The sequence below is a fragment of the Sinorhizobium sp. RAC02 genome, assembly GCF_001713395.1.
Classification (GTDB): domain Bacteria; phylum Pseudomonadota; class Alphaproteobacteria; order Rhizobiales; family Rhizobiaceae; genus Shinella.
In genome coordinates this window covers 2,339,187-2,357,140 of sequence record NZ_CP016450.1, presented here as the reverse complement: position 1 = coordinate 2,357,140, position 17,954 = coordinate 2,339,187, and the positions used below count along the sequence as shown (strand labels likewise).

Here is a 17,954-nt window from a genome sequence, read left to right as displayed (position 1 = left end):
CGGCTCACTCCATCACTGGAATCTCGCCGGCCTGAAACAGGATCGACGGCGGGCCATAATCGCCTAGCGCCGGGTCTGCATCGCGGCTCCACGCCAGCACGCCGGCATAATGGCTCGCCATGAGCCTCGCTTCGCGAATCGCTCGCTCTTCCGTGTCGACCTGGCGCGGATCAAAGGCCGGCACCAACTTCCCATCGTCAGTCTTTGTGAATGCTGCGAGCACGATCAATTTACCTGCCCCTGCCATTCCGCTTCTCCTTTGCCCTTCCCTTATACCAAAAGTGCCACTTATGACCTCGGCCACGATCGCGGGGATCGAACCACTCTCCGCCGAAGTGAGCCAGGAAGGCCTCCGCATCCTCCAGCTTGGCAAAGCAATAGACCCGATGCCATTCGGCTTCCCAAACGACGCTGTGACCGCGCGGGCAAAGCGACAAGCTAGAGCAGAATTTCGCGATGACATCACCCTGCTCCATCGTCCCGAGCGAGGCCAGCCGCGCAATCTGATGCGGCCATCCGCTGTCGATGCCAGCGCTGGTCAGTTCCCCCTTGCGCCTGCTCATCTTCCCACCTTCCTGTCGTGCCCACTCGGAACGTAAAACATCAGCCGCAGGCCAAGGATGCCGCAACGCGGACAGCGCACTTTCATTGCAAGGTCGCAAACCGGGAATTTCCGCCCTTTCGCGGCCAGCAGCGTCGGCATATCCAGTTCATGTTTCCAGTCGCATTTCTTGTGACTTTTGTGGCCGAGATCGATCATGCCGCCATGGCAGACCGCGGAAACGGCCCAACCAGCCTCCCAGGCTTCACCTAACGTTTCCACCTTTCTCACTCCCGGTCGGTGTGTGGCCGCCAGCCGCGGGTAAAGCCGGGACTCAAGGCCCGCCCGGCAAGCTCAAGCTGCCAGCGCAAATAAGCGCAATCCGCCAGCAGAGTGGCAATTGCAGCGCGGGCGTTCCCATCGTGCCAAGCCAGCGCCTCGTCGATCTCGCTGGTCTCTTCTCGTTGTCTTTCAAGCGGGCGCACGTCTTCGTTCTCCTGTGTCTATGCCACAGCAGGCATTGGTCATTGAGTTTCAGATTGGCGGCCGCATCGCCGGTATGTTCTCAATATGTTCCGATCCCAATCTGAGTCAACGGGAGGAAAAAAGAATCCTAGATCGGTCGGCAGGTCATTCTTTCGCATCGTGCTTCCACACGCCCATGCTGTCCTCGCATCTCCTAACGATCGTTTGGTCGTGCGCACTAGTTTGCAATACGGCTCTCCTCGAAATTGCTCGGGCTCCCCTCAGGCAATCCCCCAAGTTATCGTGGAAACCGCCGGATACGCCCAGGAGACAGCCTGTGAAAAACAAGGAAAACCGACTCTTTTGATTTGGAAAAGCGGGTCGATTGCGCTCTCCTCCAGCGAGGAGGTGCGGATCATGTCACTTGCTTATTTCGCTCGAAATGTTGCTTCAGGGGAGCGTGCGCGGAAAAAGATGAGGCGGGAGGGGGTGAACATGAGTGGCGACAAGCTTTGGTCTGCTGTTGAGGATGAACTTATAAAGCGTCTTTATCCAAACTACGTCGCCATACTTACAGAGTTGCCTCATCGCACGTACTCCGCTTGTCGCACTCGCGCGAGAACTCTGGGGGTTGTAAAAGAAAGACCTCCCTACACGGCAAAGGAGCTATCGATTGTGCGGCGCCTGTACCCTGCGGGAGACAGGGAGAAACTTTTGGCGCTTCTGCCGGGCCGTACGTGGGATCAAGTGGGCGATTTGGCTAAACGTCATGGCATTCGTCGCGCCCCAAAATTATTCAAGCCCACCGGTGTTGTCGTGCTTGACCAAATCCGAGCACGGTGCCGCGAATTGAACTACACCATGCCAGATCTTGATAAGATGATTAGAAGTAAGGGGTACTTCAAGAAAGCCAATTGGTGCAAAGGTCATATCCACCACCGTGATATAGGCCGTGCAGTGTCCGCGCTATTTGGAGACGTGAAGGCTGAGTGGAAATAGGTTTAGGCTCGCCGCTCGGTCGGTCGCGAGAGCTGCGGTATCCCGCACGCCCTTTGGTAAGCGCACGATAATTCGGTTTTCTCCGATTTACCCCTGCAGCCACAATCACCCTACCATATGCGTGAGTGATTGAAGCGCAAGCATCCACCCTTTGGTGAGGGTGTGCTTGAATGTCGGATTCGAGTAAGTTTCCTTACGGGCGGCGAGGAAGATCAGTTTTCCCCTGACGATAGGCCAGATTGTGGGGAAATCACTTAGTCTTTCTCCTCTGCTGTTCTTTCAGTGCCTTAAGCTTCGCACGAGCCTCCTCAAGAGCGGAACTTGGTTTCGTTGTCTGGATTGCCCTGCCAATTTGCGGCGCTACAGCCACGGCTTGCGGCCTCATCGCATCGATGAGCCGCTTGAGGTCATCAGGCATGAAAAACATCGTCCGTCCTATGATGCGGCATGCGCCCGTTCGTCGTGCCCTTTCCCGTAGCGTTCGCTCTGAAATCACCACTCCCCGCGCTGCCAGAATTTCGACCACCGCACCGGGCGTAATCGCCTCGGATAATTCAGCCATGCTCCGCCTCTCCGTTTTCAGCAGGTTGGAAAACCATGTCGCATGTCGCAGTACATGTTGCATGGATTTGCCGACTGTGGCGGGAAATCATTGAAAATCAAGGGAAATGGCGCGCAACGGGACGCAACAAGAAAAGCGTGAGTTCCCCGGAGGGATCGTCACTTAACGCATTGATTTTTATCTAGAAGTGTTTGGCTGGGGAACCTGGATTCTCACATGAATTCAGAGGTTTAGCAGAAAAGCCCTGAAATTCCCTCTGTTTTCCCATCGCGAGCGACCGTGGATGCCACCTTTGTGCCCTGGCTTTGGGCATCAGTCAATACGGGGTGTGAAGCGGAAATAATTTCCGCTTTCGGGCTGAAGCTTACGTTCCCGCGGTCGCCGCGCGGATGGCCGCTTCGCGCCTTCGATTCGGAAATTTAAACACCTTGGCGAGGATCCCGAAACCGGTCATTAATTGTCGTGACACGGCGCGCGAGGGGGCAGCATGTGCAGCTTAGGAGGAAATGCTTGTCCAGCAAGTTACGCGTGTTCGTAAGTAGCACGATGAAGGATCTCGGTGACGCGCGGCGAGCAGTGGCCGAGCGCCTACGAATGTTGAACCTAGAACCCGTTAACGCCGAGGACATGAATCCGGATGGTCGCTCAAGTTGGGATGTGATCCGATCTGAGATCGATACGTCTGATCTTTTCATTCTGTTGAGCGGCGAGAGCTATGGCTGGATCCCAACCACTGGACCTGGAGGGGGAGAGGGCCAGTCGGTGACGCACATGGAGGCGCACTATGCGAACTCATTAAGGCTCCCGATTCTACCATTCTTCAAGCGCCTTTCCTACGATTCACCTCGCGATACCCATGACGCGAATGCGCGGGATGCTTTCCGGCGTGAGGTCGGCGATTGGGAGGCTGGCCGATTTCGACAGGAGTTCGACTGGATTGACGAACTCAGCAGAAAGGTCGGCAACACTTTGCTCGACCTTTTTCAGAGCTCGTTGCTTCGCGAGATGGCGGCTCGGCCGCGACCTAGGCCTCGCTTCCTGACCGGAGGGCCTCGCGTTGCTTTCGAGAGGGTGCCTCTACCGGAAGGTTTCGTCGGCCGCGACCCTGTGCTCTTCGCAGGCGCCGGAGTGTCAGTTTCTTCGGGTTTGCCTACAGCGGCGGTCATGACTGAGTTGTTCGGATCTCGGCTTTCGCTGGATGCGGATGGCGAGAGCCTCCTTGCGCGCCATCGTTTCGCCGATGTGGCGTCGGTGCTTGAACGCCGCTTCGGCCGTGCCGAGCTGGAACGCACGGTTGTCCAGGCGTTCGACACGGCGCAGGGGGCCGTGCCGACAGCGGGGCATCTTGCAGCAGTTTCTACGTTCCGCCACATCGTAACTACCAACTACGACGACCTCTTCGAGCGAGCCTGCCTAGCCAAAGACGTAAAGTACACTGTCCGTTCCCCGCACGGTGAAATCAGAGGTGCCGGGTCAGAGGTGACAATCTTTCAGGTGGATGGGTGGATTGGGTTTCCTTCTGCACTGGTTATAACTGAGGATGACGCCGCGCGCGCGCGCAAAGACAATCAATATTGGGACGATGTGGCTTCCGCGATCGGCGGCCGCCCAGTCGTGATAGTGGGCCATTCGCTACGTGATGAAAATGCTCGGCGCGTGCTGACTCGGCGTGGCGGCGGTCCTGCCCTGTATGTTTCGCTAATCGATGACCCAATGGACCAGATTGTCCGCGAACGGTTCGGCCTGGCGACCTGCATTGCCAGTGCGGACGACTTTCTCCAGTCCTTTGAAGCCGCTACTCACGCTTCCGGCGAGCAGGCAATGAACCACCTAGCCTGCCTCCCAACAGGACCATTTGGGTAGTCACTAAAAAATATTGCCTGTCATTGGTGCACCCCGATCCCAGTCGTTCAATGTCAACGAAATGATCGTCAAAGTCGTCGTTTTTCAGCGATCCAAGTTAATAATGACAGCCTTCGCAAACGATCAATATAGACGCGCGAGATCGATCGTGAAATGATGCACTCGTAGCTTGCGGCGGGAGTGCAATGCTAGCGTCGGGGGAGCTAAGTTGACTGTTAGTGTTCATAATCCTGATCAATACATGGCTGCACTTCGGACGATTATCGCTCAGGGCCGCAAGCGGATCGGGCTGTTGGTTGGCGCCGGAGCTTCTGCGGGCATGGCGAAACCTGATGGCACTTATCCCCTTATCCCAGCGGTCGTGGGGCTAACTGATCAAGTTCTCACCACGCTCGCACCCACCTATGAACAACAGATCAATGGCCTGAAAGCGGAACTTGCGCAGCACGACATCGAGACGATCCTTTCTCGAATTCGCTCTTTGAGCAAAGTGATCGGATCGGCAAAAGTCCACGACCTTGATGGCCCGGGCTTTGCCACTTTCGGCGAAGCGATCTGCACCGAGATCGGCAAGATCGTGGACGTCCGATTGCCGGAGACCGGATCGGCTTATGCTAATCTCGTGAAGTGGATCACGGGCACAATGCGTGACTATCCTGTCGAGATTTTCACCACGAACTACGACTTGCTGTTCGAAGAGGCGTTCGAGTCCGTGCGAGCGCCGTATTTCGATGGCTTCACGGGCGGCCGTGAACCGTTCTTTGACCCCGTATCAGTGTCGCGCAGCGACCTTCCCGCGCGATGGACCCGGCTATGGAAGCTCCATGGCTCACTCGGCTGGCGTGCGAGCCCAAAGGGGGAAGTGATCCGGACGGGCCAAAGCTCGGCAAGTCACCTCGTCTTCCCCGAACATCTCAAATACGATCAGACACAGAAAGCGCCATACGCAGCGTTGCTCGATCGCCTTCGTGCGTTCTTGCTCACTCCAGATACGTTGCTGGTCTCTATCGGCTTCTCCTTTGCCGACGCACATATCGCAGCCCGGTTGGATGAAGCGCTCGCAGCGAATCCATCCTCAAGCGTCTTCGCGTTCCAGTACAAGGTTATTGAGGAGGAGGGGCCAGCATGCGATCTCGCGCGCCGCCTGCCGAATTTTAGCGTTTACGCGCGTGACCAGGCCAAAGTGAACGGCATCCGCGGTGCATGGAAAGCACCGGTCGAACTTCCGAATAGGGATTGGGGGCCGATAAGGTCGACCTATCTCGATAGTGACGGAAACTTCACCCTTGGCGCAATCGAATCCTTCGCCCGGTTCTTCGCGGCTTCGCGCTCGGTCCAAGCTTTTCCCATACCACCGGCGCCGACAGCAACAGCGGCTGTAATGCCACCGCCAACCGCCACGGGGGCCTGATGAACGCTCCAACCCTTCTCGGTCATGTCGGCTCTGTCGCGGGTGCGACCGTAAGCGTGCGCCAGTTTGAGGGCGTGGCCTCGGGCATCGCAATCATTGGAGGACGGAGCTATCGTGTCGGTCAGGTCGGTAGCTTCGTGCGCATACCGCAAGGGTATCATGACCTCTACGCGATTATATCCGAGGTTGGAGCAAGTGCGACACCAGCGACGCTGACGGATGCGCTCGACCGAGGCGAACGATGGCTGACCGTTCAGCTAGTCGGGGAGATTGTCGAGGCATCGTTCGAGCGGGGCATCAGCCAATATCCAAACGTGAACGATGAGGTGCATCTCGTCACAGAGGAGGATCTTTCCAAGATCTACGGTGCAGAGTTTGCCGGGCAGGTAGTGGTGGGGCGACTCGCGAACGCGGAGAGCATCCCGGTCCGCCTAGACCTCGACAAGTTGGTCACACGCCACAGCGCCGTTCTCGGCTCGACAGGGGCGGGCAAGTCAACGACCGTCGCCAGCTTGTTGCGATCAATTTCGGCGCCGGGCGAAGCGGGCTTTCCCAGTGCGCGCATCCTCCTGCTCGATATCCACGGCGAATATGCCCGCGCGCTCGGCGACAACGCCGAGATTTTTCGGGTCACGCCTGGAGACGGCGAGAAGCAACTCGTCATACCGTACTGGGCACTGCGGCCGAACGAAATCCTCAACTTCCTGTGCGGGAAGATGGACGATCGTGCGACGACCGCAATCCTCGACAAGATCTTCACGGCAAAAAGCACGATAGCGCAGGCAGACAATTTGCCGGGCGTCGACTTGAATTCAATGACCGTCGACAGCCCGATCGCTTACAGCTTGCGAAGTCTGTGGCTCGAGCTGATCGATCCAGAGGTCAAAACCTGGCTTGATCAAGCAAAAACCCAGCCGGCTATCGTCCTCCCCGGCAACGCGGCTACACTTCGACCGCCGACCTACCAGCCGCACACTACGACGAATACTGCTCCCTATCAGAATAATATCGGTGTGCTCGGCATCCGCAAGCAGCTTGATCGCATGCGCTCACGTATGCTCGATCGTCAGTTCGAGTTCTTGCTTAAACCCGGCGACTGGGAGCCTGACCTGACCGGTCACGTGGCGAATGACCTTCCCGCCCTTCTCGAAAGCTGGATCGGACACGATAAGGCGATCACCGTCCTCGATCTTTCGGGCATTCCGACTGCCGTTCTCCTTGATTTAATTGGCGCGATTCTGTCGATTATCTATGAGGCACTCTTTTGGGGTCGCGCGCACGACGGGGGTGGTCGAAAGCGACCCCAGCTAGTCGTTATGGAAGAAGCGCACCGATATCTTGGTCGGGAAGCTGACAACCCTGCGCGCGAGATGGTCCAGCGGATCGCGAAGGAGGGGCGCAAGTTCGGCATCGGTGCGATGATCGTCAGCCAGCGTCCTTCGGAGATTGATGACACCATTCTGTCCCAATGTGGCACCTTCATTGCGTTGCGCCTCACCAACTCCACTGACCGCAGCAAGGTGCAGGCCGCGTTGCCCGATAACCTAAGCGGTATTGCCGACAGCCTCTCGGTTCTACGAACAGGAGAAGCCATCATAACCGGCGAAGCTGCGCGACTGCCAGTGCGCTGCCGCATTACCCTGCCACCCAAAGACCGTCGCCCGGACAGCGAAGACCCGCTCGTCGCAGAGAGCTGGAAGCGCCCTCGGGGCACTGAGGATTATGATCAGCTTGTTGCAGTATGGCGTGCACAGGATCCGAAGTGGAAGCCGCCAGAGAAGAGCGAGAACGAGGGGGAAAACTGATGGAAAGACAGCCTGTAACCTCCGGCAGTTTGGCCGAGGTTGGATATGACCCCGAGCTGGAGACGCTCGAGGTCCAATTCAGGCACGGCGGGATTTATCAATATTTCAACGTGCCTGCGTTCATGAACGAGCGTCTGATGACCGCGGACTCACTAGGTCGGTTTTTCAACGCGGAAATCAAAGGTCATTTCCCCGAGGCTAAGCTCTAGCGCGCTGCATTGAATTTGCATCGGAACGGTCCAAGCGAAGTCGGATTCCCCTTGTATGAATTTCAAGAGCAGCACGTCCGCAAGCGGCCCCGTTTGAGCCGTCTGCGTATAGACTGGAATGCGCTCTAACGGTGGCCAGTCGAGCTCAATTTACTCGAACTAAAGCTGCCAGGGGCGCCAGATCAGCGCGACAAGAGGCAGGAAGGCGTGGTAACCTCGATCGCGGTGGTCACCCGTCCATGGTGCTTTCCAGCCAGTGATCAAAAAAGGGCTTGCGTGAGGAGGCGTGCATCTGTGGCAATTCTTGATCCGCGCCTGCTCGAGCTGATAGAGACATTAGTGGCCGCGCGGCTCGACTGGCTAGCGTTCGAGCTGATCGAAGGCATCCAGACCGGCCGATTACCTGAAGAGTCCGAAGAAGCGCTCGCTGCGGCGCGGGAGTCGATCCGCGGCAATGCGCAGCCGAAAGCGCACGGCGAGCCGCAGGCGATTGGATTGGAAGCAAAGCCGATCCCACCGCACGAGCAGGTCGAATGGGCCGCTGCCTATGTCGAGGAGCGGCTCGGCGAAGCGCTCGATCAGCTCCAGACGTCGATCGATGCGCTCGACTTCATCGTCGAGGGGACGACCGAGCGGCCGGACAGGGCTGGTGCAGTGGCACAGTCAACCGACGCATCGGAGCCAAGGGCAGTTATGGTGCTGCTGGATCTCGAAGGCCGCCGAGAGAGCGGCCGCGACGATGTCGCCGGCGCGCGCGAGAGCTTCCCCACCCTGCGAACCGCGCTGGCCGAATGGACCGCGCAATCTCGCGGCCAAGCGACGACGTGATGATCCCCAATGTCCAATCCGCCCTCGACACGATCGTCGGCCGCATCACTACGCTCGAACATGCGTCGGGCGCTGGGCGCATCTTCGAGCTGTTCGTCATGAGCAGCATCGCGCGCGGCTTGCGCGATGCCGGATTCGGCGTCTGGTTGCAGCGCTCGGACGGGACCATTATTCAGCCCGGCGACGCGGACCGCCGCTTCATCCAGCGCGGCGGCGCGCCTACCGGCGTCCCTGCGGCCTCGGCCGGTGCCGACAATGCCAGCGTCATCGGATTCCGAAGGGGCCGCCGGCAGAAATGGGAGATTTGGAATGGCATCCAGTTCGCGGGCCGCAGTTCGGCAACGCACGAAATCGACATCTCGATTGTCCCAGGCAGCGTCGGGACTGCGATCCGTGCGACCGGCGGTATCCCGGTGGGGCGGCCGCGCGTCGCGATCGAATGCAAGGATGTCGGCACCGTTGGCAGCCTCGACGAGATGCGCGCCTTTATCGCGCGGCTCTACGACGTGACCCTGCTCCATGCGCATCATCACCATATGCACTTTCCGCACGCTCGCGCGCTCCATCCAGGCAGCCCCGATGAACCGAAGCACCGCGCGATCGTGACCTATTGGCAGGAAAATCGGCGCACCAAGAACATCATCGCGCGGCGAACCGGTTTCACCGGCGGGACCGCGCCGCTCGGCGACTATCACCGAATCGAACCGCATCGCGACATCAGCGTCGGCAGCAGTACCGTCGACGACCTAGTCTGGTCAGTGGTCAACTGGGCGATCCGCAATGCCTGAACCCGATGAATTCACCCGGCAGCAGAGCGATGAGGCGATCCGGCTTTACACCGCTTATCGCTACGCGCTCGACCATAGCGAAGGGAGCCGTCGGTTGTTCATGCCCTATCGCTGGTGGACTCTTCCTGACCCGATCAGTGGTGCCTGGATGCCCTATGTCAGCATGCTGGATGATTATGCATCCGAACTGGCAAACATCATCAATGACCTGACGCATGACGTGCAGCGGCTGCGCGCTTGGGCGCGCGTGACCACCACACTTACAGACGAGGAAAAGCTCGCCGTATCGCATGAGTTCATCGACGCGCTCGGTACGGTTGCACTTGGGCGCCCCTATGCGATCAAGTCGCGGTTCGCGTTCGCATCGGGCCATCTTTGCCACCAAGCCAATATGGCAAAGGAAATGGCTAGTTGGCGCGACGAGTTCCCCAACGAGCGGGCGCTCTATCTCAACGATATCGAGCCGTTTTGCACTAACTGGCGGAAGTACCGTGCATTCAAGCGCCGGGTCGAGCCGATTGCAGGCAAGGCGTTTAAGGACGCCACCAAAGACTTTCGCAACGCCTACAACCACCGTTTCTCGGCGCGCTTCCTGGTCGGGATGAGCGCGATGGTAACTCGCATCGTCCGTGATGATGGCCGTATCTGCTACGGTATCGGTGGCAGCGAACCGCTCAATCTCAACCAGGTCGCAGACTTGATCGCAACCGAGTTGGACCATTGCTACCGGGCGTTCGAGGCCTTTCAGGCACTGGTCGAAGAGCAGTGCATGGCGATCGCTGCGTTTGAAGAGCGGCATCGCGGCTAACGGCCCATTTAAGCCGATCCAGCGCATCTCGTTTACTTCGAAGGGTCGAGGGTTCGAACGTCCGCTCTGGCCCTGTTCCTGGCGCGAACCTGTCGGACAGAAACGGCCCCAAAGCCGTCGGTCGTCACAGACTGTTTGAAGCACTAGAACAGGGTCCCCAGCCGTTATTTTGACAGCGCGAAGCATCTCTGGGATAGGGAAAACGTCATACTCCAATTGACGGGAACTCGAGCCAAGTGGCTGAAAAGACGCCACGATTTCTGTTCGGGAATGACAACTCTATAATGGAGGCAATAGGTGGCAAAATCTCTTGCCTGGGTCACCTGGATTCTCACACTATTTCAATAGCTTAGAAGAAAAGCCTTGAAATTCCCTCTGTTTTCCCATCGCGAGCGACCGTGGATGCCATCCTTGTGCCCTGGCTTTGGGCATCAGTCAATACGGGTCTGAAACGGAAATAATTTCCGCTTTCGGGCTGAAGTTTACGTTCCCGCGGTCGCCGCGCGGATGGCCGCTTCGCGCCTTCCATCCCGTCGTTCGCGCAGACAAAACGCGATCCCGAATGCCGCCGCTAGCGCAGGTTACTTCCAAGGCATTTGATGATAGCCGTTCCGCCGGGGCGCCGCCCGGGACACGGCGGCAATGGCGCAAATGGGTTCGTCAGGGGCCTAGGGTGCCGGGAAGGTTCAGGGCAGTGGCGGCAGTCCCACGCCCTTTTCCGCGGCTTCCATCTTGGACAAATCTACCCATTGGCGAAGCTGGCGCCAATTGTCGCCGAAGTGGTGTTCGCCGTGCAGGATCGCCCCTGCGAACTCTCCAGCGCTCTTAAAATCCAGCCCGACTAGACCATGACTGAACATCGCCTTTTCGATGCGGATGTGCTGGTGATCTGCACTCCCCTGGATGAACCGGATCGTGTCCTCTTCAATGGGCACCGCTCTTGCGCCGAAGATGATGCGCTTAACCGCGATCGGCGGCAGTTCGGCGACATAGATATCGCCCGTCTTGTGCCGCAAGGCCGAAAGCGAGCGGTAGAGCCGCCACTCGCGCTCATAGGCCCAGGCAGCGCTTTTGTAATTTAGCGTCATCCAGAGCGGAAGGCCGCGGCCGACGAAATCGATGCGCTCGTCGCTATAGCTGACCTGCGCCATCGCCTGGATCTCGTCCGGTGCCTGACGCTTGACGATCAGGTCACTGACATCGAGTTCGAGTACAGCACCACGGTGCTCGTCGGCGTAATGCGCCCAAAGCAGCATATTGTCCGCGGTGTCGCACAGCGACAGCACACCAAGCTTCTCGCGTTCGGTCATTACCCAGGCGACCCGTTTGATCACGAGGCTATCGACGTTTCCGCACGCCATATCGGCGGCACGCTCGGGCGGCACGCCCGCTCCCACCAAATGCTCGTAGTAATCTCGGGTCAGGCTTTGCGGGTTGATCTCCACACTCAACTCATGGGGATCGTTCAGGAAGCGAGGCTGGGTGAACCGGATGTCCCGACCTTTGAGGATCGCCAACGCTCTGTCGAGCCGTACATATTTGAACAACGGCGGCGGCATCCAAGGCACGTCTTCGCCTTCCGGAGCGTCGATGTCGCGCGTGGTAAGCTCGTCACTCATATCCCTGGGCGTCCTCGCTGATGAGAAGATAAGTCCTGCGTCCTCGGATTATCTCCGCATTTCGCAGGAACGACTTCGCGGTGCGCGTCATCGATGTGACGCGATCATGCCATTCGCGCTTTGTGCTCGTCGACCGCGACCCCCGCCTCGATCAACTCCTTGACCAGACGTGTCCTCCAGCCGCCGTATTCGTCGAAGTTCTCCCAGACCATCCCGATGATGTCCGACGGCAACTCGACATGACCGCGCTTCAGCGCGCAGACATGCGACCGGCCGAGTCTACCGATAAAGTAGCCCCACTCGAGTATGACGTTCTGGCGCGCGCGTCCATCACCCCCCTCGGGGCTGTAGTCATCGGGCGAAAGCAGGACGACGGCGTAGCCGACATCAGCATTTCGTTCGAACTTTTCAATGATCGTTTTCCCGGCATTCACCTGGTCAGCCAGAATGACTGGCTCCAGACCGATGGCCATCAGAAAGTTAGAAACGGAGAGCTTCATGTTGTCGTCGTGGCCGTGCACAATGAAAACCCGCTTTGAACGCTTCAGTTGGCCCTCAGGCGCCCAAAACCCACTGAGCATGGTCCAACTCACCTTTGCCAACAACGTTAGAGAACTTAGCGGCAACGATTACCAAGGCGGCGATACCCGACACATCGACTGATCATTGACTCCCGGCGGAAGCTTCTTTCTGTTAGCGATGAAAATTTAGAGATGCTTGGAGCGAATGGGGAGCAAGTGCAGGAAAAAGCATTCGATCAATGGCTTCAGCAGGGTGATGCTGATTCTGAGAAGGCGCGGAGAACCCGCATTCAAGCGCTCAAAAGGATCGAGAGAAACCTTGCTAGTCTGGGGTCGCCGCATTCTGATCTCGATGCTGCGTGGCGGGACGACCGCCTTGAGCATCTACGCCGCCGAATCAAGGAGTTCCGCGCGGACTTCGCCAATGGCGGCAGCCACTTTAAGATACTTATGCCTGAGGCTACCAACCCAAGTGGCCGACTGGCCAACTGGAGATCTTGGCTTGTACAGTACGGCAAATTTCTCAGCGGAGAGCCGCGAGGGGACAAGGACGCTGACAGAATTCGGCAGTACGTCCTTGAGCATTACATTGAAGCAGCCCGCGAAAACGATGAGACTACGGTCGAGGTGCTGGTTAGAGATGTCAATGAGGCCTTGGGTCTGAACCAGGCCTGGCCAAATATATGCCAAGCGCTTACCCGCCCCAAATTCATGGAACTGGCCGAAGTCGAGCCACCTGAACAAATAGGGCGAGATATGAGCTCCGCGACGATCTTCAGGTTCCATCTGTTTGGTGCCCCGGATCTCGGACGTACCAGTGACCGCCCCTTCGTCCTCTTCGACGCGTCTGGTGCCTCATTCAAACCGGTGAGAAACGGCAACCGACAGACGGGGAGATCGTCGTTCCGCATCAAACCAGCCGGTGCCAGCAACCTCACCGAGGAGGCGCTGGAGGTCGACACGATCGCCGAAATTGCCAAGGCCATGATCGTGGATCGGCTACCCGCCAGAACTCAGTCGACTGCCGGCGGGGTCGTCAATTACCTCGCATACGGCAAACAAAAGCTTGTGCGTTATGAACTTGACCCGGATATTGCAAGGCAGATCGGCGTGCCGTCACAAGGCAGCGCCCAGGATGGTGAACCTGCGGACATTTCCTTGCCGCTCCGGGAGAGCAATTTGGAGGCGCCGATGAACCAGCCGACCAACCTGATCCTCTACGGACCTCCTGGCACCGGGAAGACTTTCGCGACGGCGCAGGAAGCCGTTAGGTTGTGCGGCGAGGCCGTGCCTGAAGATCGAGCCCAACTGATGGCGATATATCGGCAGTTGCTCGAGGCCGGTCGTATAGAATTCGTCACCTTCCACCAATCTGTCGCCTATGAGGATTTCGTTGAGGGACTGCGACCGACCCAGACCACTGATGAGGGTGGGGCCGGCTTTGAGCTGAAAGTCGTCCAGGGTGTCTTCCGTCGTATTGCTAGGAGAGCGGAAACAAGTACCGGCTCGGGCAACGTTCACTATTCCTTGGACGGGCGCCAGGTCTTCAAGATGTCCATCGGTGAGGCTTTTAGCTCGGAAGATGCCCATCTGTTCGAGGAGGCGATCGAGGGCGGTTACACGCTTCTGGGATTCGAAGAGATCGACTGGACTGGCGGGAAGTATTCTAGTCGCGAGGCTATCATCGAGGCGGTTCGCGCGGAGGGGACGCGTGGCGGAGAGCCCAACGCATCGAGCGGTCGCGTGCAAATGCCGTTCATTTTCCGCAATGGCCTGCGGAAGGGTGACATCATTGTGGTGTCAAAGGGCAACAGCCTCTTCCGCGCCATCGGAGAGGTCAGCGGTGACTACAACTTCGCGCCCCGCGAAGGTGGCGGTTATGCGCATCGCAAGCCTGTTCGATGGCTGTGGATTGATCGCGCCGGCGTCCCGGTTAGCGAAATCTATGGCCGGAGTTTCAGCCAGAAATCGATCTATCTGCTTGATAACTCGGATTTGAACCGACCCGCGCTCGAGCGATACATCGCGAGTCAGCAGAGCACTGGCAGCGGGAAGCCAGAGTCGTTCGTGCTCATTATTGACGAGATCAACCGGGCCAACATCTCGAAGGTGTTCGGCGAACTGATCACCCTGCTGGAGCCGGACAAGCGGTTGGGGCAGCAGAACGCGCTGAAGGTAAGGCTCCCTTATTCGGCTGAAATGTTCGGCGTGCCCTCCAATCTCCACATCATAGGGACGATGAACACTGCCGATCGGTCAATCGCCCTCCTTGACACTGCACTACGGCGTCGGTTCGAGTTCAAGGAATTAATGCCCGACGCCTCGGTCCTCAGTCAGGTCGACGGCATCGACCTCCCCAGCTTGCTGAATACCATCAACGAGCGGATTGAGTACCTCTTCGACCGCGAGCACCAGATAGGCCATGCATACTTCTTTGACTGTAGGACTCGCGAAGATGTTGAAGCCGTCGTGCGGTACAAGGTAATCCCGCTACTGGTCGAATACTTCTATGAGGACTGGTCAAAGGTCGCGGCAGTCCTCGGCGACGCTGCAGAAAGCGAGGGCAGCCGGGAGGGACGATTTATAGATCGTGTTCGCCTGATACCGCCCAACGGCATGGCACAGGATGAGGAAACCAGTACCCGATACCGGTGGAAGGTGCGGCAGACGTTCTCCTTCGACGAGTTCTCCCCGTCATGATCCGGCGCACGGTGCTGGAATGGAGCTCCATCAAATATGGTCCGGCTCCGGATGAAATACCAGCGGAAGTCGCCGACCGAATAGCTGCGGTCGCTTCCGCTTCTCCGTTGGCGCGGCGCGGAAAAGCAGGTGTTCTCGAGCATGGACGCAAGGCTCTGCGCGCCCGTGGTGTCGTTGGCGTCGTCGCTGCAGGCGGTTGCGCCCTAGAAATCCTGCCTAAGATCGACACACCCGGCGAAGAAGGTAGAGAGGCGATCGGAACCGTTCGGCGCCGGTTGGTGCACATGCTCGCGGTTGCTTTAGACCTGAAAATCGAAGCCGGACAGGTTACGGCCTTACACTGGCAAGAAGAAACGCTTCTGGAGATCCTGATCCGGCTTTTCACGACCAAGCTGATAGACAGCATCCGTCAGGGGATGCCAAGGCGCTATTTGCAGCACCAAGACGATCTGCCCGTATTACGTGGCCGCCTCGATGCCAAGAGGCAGTTCACTACCTTGGCGGCCGCTCCTTCTCTGGTCGCCTGCCGCTACGACGAACTGACCGCCGACATTACTCTTAACCAGATCATGAAGGCAGCAGTTCTGCGGCTCAGTAGGATTGCGCGGACATCCGATAATCTGACGCGGCTCCGGGAGCTTTCGTTCGCATATGCTGATATCTCGGATCTGCCTGTGTCAGCTTTGAGATGGGACGACGTCGTCCTCGACCGGACCAACAGCCGCTGGCGTGAGCTTCTTAACCTGGCTCGATTGCTGCTGGGTGATCGCTTCCAGACGACTTCCAGCGGGGGTGCTGATGGCTTCTCGCTCCTTTTCGAAATGAACGTGCTGTTTGAAGAATATGTAGCCCGGATGCTAAAGCGCGGCCTTGTGGGGACGGAACTGCGAGTGGTCAGCCAGGGCGGTCGCCTCTACTGCCTCCAAACGGAGGATCAGCACGGACTGTTCCAGACGCGGCCCGATATCCTTATAAAGCGGGGCAATGGGGTGATACAGGTCATCGATACGAAATGGAAACGTATCGCTTCCCTGCTCGATGACCCCAAGCAAGGTGTTTCGCAGGGCGATATCTACCAAATGATGGCGTATGGTGAGCTATACCAGTCGGACGCCCTTATGCTTTTGTATCCTCACAACGCTCGGCTGGGTGCTGACGAAGGTCTCCTTGCAGCCCATCGGATCACCGGCATTAGTAAGCGCCTCAGCATCGCGACAATCGATATTGCGATGCTCTCGGGGTGCGCCCAGCGTCTCGCAGCGCTTGTTCTGCAATAATCGGTCAAACTCCCCCAAGCATCCATAAGACCTCATCATATTCAGGCCAAACTGAATTTGCATTTCAATCGGCTGGTGACCGCACCTTCTATTGAGCCGGCGATTAGCGAATTCTGCTGGCTGCTCGCACGCCTGCGCTCGATCTGTCTATCCGATCGCGAGCAACCGTAGATGCCACCGTTTGTCATGGCTTTTGTGTCTTGGCCCCAGACCCGATGTTACGGTAGCGCGAACCGTTGTTCAGCAAACTATTGTCTCTGAGAGCCGGGAGCGGATAAATTTTTATTGCCAGAACTCCTATTCTAAGAGTTGTGATATTTGATGAAACAAGTAAAGATTTAAAACGGCAAGCGCGAAATTGAGGTTGGGGAACTACGTGGTCGATCTTCTAAGCTTTGCAGAGGCAATTACCGACTCCCGCCAATTTTCAAAACGACATCTGTTGCTTGGCAACGGGTTCAGCATCGCGTGCTGCCCTGACATCTTCCACTATGGGTCGCTTTTCAGCGCTGCTGACTTTTCCAAAAATCCCGAGCTCGTCAAGGTTTTCGAAGTCCTCAAGACTCAGGACTTCGAAGTTGCGATTAAAAATCTCGAAGCCGGCGCACTTTTGACAAGCATCTATACGCCTGGTCACGTTGATGCTGCCGCAAAGATGCAGGCCGACGCCAATGCTCTGAAGGAAATTTTGCTTTCCGCTATCGCGGGAAATCACCCAGATGTTCCCTCGGATATTTCGAATGACAAGTTTTGGGCGTGTCGTCGTTTTCTAAGCATGTTTCTGGGACGACAGAACGACGGGCAGATCTTTACACTGAACTATGATCTCCTCTTGTATTGGACGTTGATGCATGAGGATAACCCATTTTCAGAAGTCGTTGATCTCGCCACCAACGACGGTTTTGGAAACGACGAAGATGATCCGTCTGCCGACTATGTCGTGTGGCAAGGAGAAGTCGGCGCACATAACGCGAAGGTGCATTTTTTGCACGGCGCGCTACATCTCTTTGACGCGGGCACCGAGCTCCAAAAATACACATGGGTTAGGACCAACGATCGACTGATTGACCAGGCGCGCCGAGCGATCAACGACAACAAGTATCCGTTGTTCGTGACCGAGGGATCCAGCGCGCAGAAGAAAGCGAAGATCCGGCACAATGCCTATCTTTACCAGGGCTTCAAGCAACTGACTGCGAACGCGCAACAGGGAAGGCATTGTTTCTTCGTGTTGGGCCACTCGCTGGCTGACAACGATGATCATATTTTGCGCCGGTTCGGAACCGGGCGTTTCGGGAAACTGTATGTCAGTCTTTTTGGAGATCCGGCCGCACCCGGAAACCAACAGATCATTGCCAAAGCAAATAGGCTGGCCGCCATGCGTAACGATAGGTTTCCGCTGGAAGTCGCATTCTATGACGCTGCTACGGCGAACCCGTGGACCTATCCATAGCAGCCGCCACCTGCCCGCCTATCGCGTACCGGAAATAATTTCCGGCTCCATTTGGAGATAGCGGGCTAACTTTGCCCTATTGCAATCCAGGATGGAGCATCAGCCTTT

General features: G+C 57.5%; 18 protein-coding genes. 11 read left to right on the top strand and 7 right to left on the bottom strand.

The annotated features are described in order from the left end of the window. Nucleotides 1-4: 4 nt before the first annotated feature. The 4 genes from BSY16_RS11320 to BSY16_RS11305 are packed head-to-tail and all read right to left on the bottom strand — an operon-like array spanning nt 5 to nt 1,026. Complete coding sequence (locus BSY16_RS11320; RefSeq protein WP_069059757.1) at nt 5-247, bottom strand: hypothetical protein; 243 nt, start codon at nt 245-247, stop codon at nt 5-7. Next, the gene (locus BSY16_RS11315) at nt 231-563 is read right to left on the bottom strand and encodes a hypothetical protein (protein WP_069059756.1); all 333 of its coding nucleotides are present in this window, start codon (nt 561-563) and stop codon (nt 231-233) included. Before BSY16_RS11315 ends, BSY16_RS11320 begins: the two co-directional genes overlap by 17 nt. Beyond that, nucleotides 560-823 carry a hypothetical protein gene (locus tag BSY16_RS11310; protein WP_150129939.1) on the bottom strand — a complete coding sequence of 88 codons (264 nt, stop codon included), beginning with the start codon at nt 821-823 and terminating at the stop codon, nt 560-562. The genes BSY16_RS11315 and BSY16_RS11310 overlap by 4 nt, the downstream gene beginning before the upstream one ends. A gap of 5 nt (nt 824-828) precedes the next feature. Then, on the bottom strand, nt 829-1,026 hold the full coding sequence (locus tag BSY16_RS11305) for a dehydrogenase (protein WP_069059754.1): 198 nt from the start codon (nt 1,024-1,026) through the stop codon (nt 829-831). A 283-nt stretch (nt 1,027-1,309) separates the two neighbouring features. On the opposite strand from BSY16_RS11305, the gene BSY16_RS11300 reads away from it, so the two are divergent. Then, nucleotides 1,310-2,005, top strand: coding sequence for an SANT/Myb-like DNA-binding domain-containing protein (locus tag BSY16_RS11300; RefSeq protein WP_150129938.1), 696 nt, complete (start codon nt 1,310-1,312; stop codon nt 2,003-2,005). A 250-nt stretch (nt 2,006-2,255) separates the two neighbouring features. On the opposite strand, the gene BSY16_RS11295 is transcribed toward BSY16_RS11300, so the two are convergent. Further along, on the bottom strand, nt 2,256-2,567 hold the full coding sequence (locus tag BSY16_RS11295) for a hypothetical protein (RefSeq protein WP_069059752.1): 312 nt from the start codon (nt 2,565-2,567) through the stop codon (nt 2,256-2,258). Nucleotides 2,568-3,077: 510 nt separating this feature from the next. On the opposite strand from BSY16_RS11295, the gene BSY16_RS11290 reads away from it, so the two are divergent. From BSY16_RS11290 to BSY16_RS11260, 7 genes are all read left to right on the top strand, one after another. Continuing rightward, nucleotides 3,078-4,430 (top strand): DUF4062 domain-containing protein, encoded by a 1,353-nt coding sequence (locus BSY16_RS11290; protein WP_069059751.1) that lies wholly within the window; start codon nt 3,078-3,080, stop codon nt 4,428-4,430. A 241-nt stretch (nt 4,431-4,671) separates the two neighbouring features. Further along, nucleotides 4,672-5,841, top strand: coding sequence for an SIR2 family NAD-dependent protein deacylase (locus BSY16_RS11285; protein ID WP_069059750.1), 1,170 nt, complete (start codon nt 4,672-4,674; stop codon nt 5,839-5,841). After that, nucleotides 5,841-7,646 carry an ATP-binding protein gene (locus tag BSY16_RS11280; RefSeq protein WP_069059749.1) on the top strand — a complete coding sequence of 602 codons (1,806 nt, stop codon included), beginning with the start codon at nt 5,841-5,843 and terminating at the stop codon, nt 7,644-7,646. Before BSY16_RS11285 ends, BSY16_RS11280 begins: the two co-directional genes overlap by 1 nt. Beyond that, nucleotides 7,646-7,855 carry a KTSC domain-containing protein gene (locus BSY16_RS11275; protein ID WP_069059748.1) on the top strand — a complete coding sequence of 70 codons (210 nt, stop codon included), beginning with the start codon at nt 7,646-7,648 and terminating at the stop codon, nt 7,853-7,855. Before BSY16_RS11280 ends, BSY16_RS11275 begins: the two co-directional genes overlap by 1 nt. Nucleotides 7,856-8,149: 294 nt before the next feature. Further along, complete coding sequence (locus BSY16_RS11270) at nt 8,150-8,683, top strand: hypothetical protein (protein WP_069059747.1); 534 nt, start codon at nt 8,150-8,152, stop codon at nt 8,681-8,683. After that, the gene (locus BSY16_RS11265) at nt 8,683-9,471 is read left to right on the top strand and encodes a hypothetical protein (protein ID WP_150129937.1); all 789 of its coding nucleotides are present in this window, start codon (nt 8,683-8,685) and stop codon (nt 9,469-9,471) included. Before BSY16_RS11270 ends, BSY16_RS11265 begins: the two co-directional genes overlap by 1 nt. Further along, a complete protein-coding gene (locus BSY16_RS11260) occupies nt 9,464-10,279 on the top strand; it encodes a hypothetical protein (protein ID WP_069059745.1) in 816 nt (271 codons plus the stop codon). The genes BSY16_RS11265 and BSY16_RS11260 overlap by 8 nt, the downstream gene beginning before the upstream one ends. Before the next feature lie 686 nt (nt 10,280-10,965). Here BSY16_RS11260 and BSY16_RS11255 read toward each other — a convergent pair. Both BSY16_RS11255 and BSY16_RS11250 read right to left on the bottom strand, forming a co-directional pair. Next, nucleotides 10,966-11,898, bottom strand: coding sequence for a DUF2971 domain-containing protein (locus tag BSY16_RS11255; RefSeq protein ID WP_069059744.1), 933 nt, complete (start codon nt 11,896-11,898; stop codon nt 10,966-10,968). A gap of 104 nt (nt 11,899-12,002) precedes the next feature. Further along, nucleotides 12,003-12,479, bottom strand: a complete 477-nt coding sequence (locus BSY16_RS11250) for a TIR domain-containing protein (RefSeq protein ID WP_069059743.1) — start codon at nt 12,477-12,479, stop codon at nt 12,003-12,005. A 156-nt stretch (nt 12,480-12,635) separates the two neighbouring features. Here BSY16_RS11250 and BSY16_RS11245 point away from each other — a divergent pair, with 156 nt between their 5' ends. From BSY16_RS11245 to BSY16_RS11235, 3 genes are all read left to right on the top strand, one after another. Continuing rightward, nucleotides 12,636-15,119: a DUF8426 domain-containing protein gene (locus tag BSY16_RS11245; RefSeq protein ID WP_069061501.1), complete on the top strand. Its 2,484-nt coding sequence runs from the start codon at nt 12,636-12,638 to the stop codon at nt 15,117-15,119. Further along, complete coding sequence (locus tag BSY16_RS11240; RefSeq protein WP_069059742.1) at nt 15,116-16,396, top strand: McrC family protein; 1,281 nt, start codon at nt 15,116-15,118, stop codon at nt 16,394-16,396. The genes BSY16_RS11245 and BSY16_RS11240 overlap by 4 nt, the downstream gene beginning before the upstream one ends. A gap of 376 nt (nt 16,397-16,772) precedes the next feature. Continuing rightward, nucleotides 16,773-17,846, top strand: a complete 1,074-nt coding sequence (locus BSY16_RS11235) for a DUF4917 family protein (RefSeq protein ID WP_069061500.1) — start codon at nt 16,773-16,775, stop codon at nt 17,844-17,846. Nucleotides 17,847-17,954: the final 108 nt, after the last annotated feature.